This is a genomic window from Mycobacterium sp. 1165178.9 (assembly GCF_001673555.1).
In the GTDB taxonomy this organism is placed as follows: domain Bacteria; phylum Actinomycetota; class Actinomycetes; order Mycobacteriales; family Mycobacteriaceae; genus Mycobacterium.
Genome location: NZ_LZMB01000200.1, coordinates 1 through 704, shown reverse-complemented (window position 1 = coordinate 704; position 704 = coordinate 1). Strand labels below are relative to the sequence as shown.

Below are 704 nucleotides of genomic sequence, written 5' to 3'. Positions count from 1 at the left end.
CGGGTGCTTATCGACGGAGTAGACGTGGCGACGCTGGACGGCGAAGCGCGGCGGGCGGCCAGCAGCGTGGTGTTCCAGCATCCCTACCTGTTCCACGGGTCGATCCGCGACAATGTGTTCGCCGGAGATCCCGGCGCCGGCGACGAGCAGTTCGCGCGGGCCGTGGCGCTCGCCCGCGTCGACGAACTCGTCGGGAGGCTTCCCGACGGTGCCGACACCGTCGTCGGAGAGGCCGGCTCGGCACTGTCCGGTGGTGAGCGACAACGGGTCAGCATCGCCCGCGCAACTGCTCGTCGCCGGCGCCGGGATCTCCGGCGAACACATTGTCGCGGATCGACCCGTGGAACAGGTAGGGATGCTGGAACACCACGCTGCTGGCCGCCCGCCGCGCTTCGCCGTCCAGCGTCGCCACGTCTACTCCGTCGATAAGCACCCGGCCGCCGGTGGGCTCGTGCAGCCCGGCGATCAGCGCCAGGATGGTGCTCTTGCCCGAGCCGGACGGTCCGACGATCGCCGTGGTGCTGCCCGGCTCCAGGGTGAAGCTCACCCCGTCGAGCACCGGCGCACCGGCGCCGTCGTAACGGAATACGACGTCGTCGAATTCGACGCGGGGTGCCGTGGCGCCGGCCAGCGAAGCAGCGCCGACCTTCACCAGCGGTGCGGCGAGCACCGAGCGGATGTTGTCGAGCGTGGCGCGGGTGCTT

At 70.7% G+C, this 704-nt stretch carries 2 pseudogenes; one reads left to right on the top strand and one right to left on the bottom strand.

The window, feature by feature from the left end:
- Positions 1–285 (top strand): annotated as a pseudogene (locus A5652_RS26585) (ATP-binding cassette domain-containing protein); the annotation flags it as partial.
- Position 286: 1 nt separating this feature from the next.
- Here A5652_RS26585 and A5652_RS09485 read toward each other — a convergent pair.
- Positions 287–704 (bottom strand): annotated as a pseudogene (locus A5652_RS09485) (ABC transporter ATP-binding protein); the annotation flags it as partial.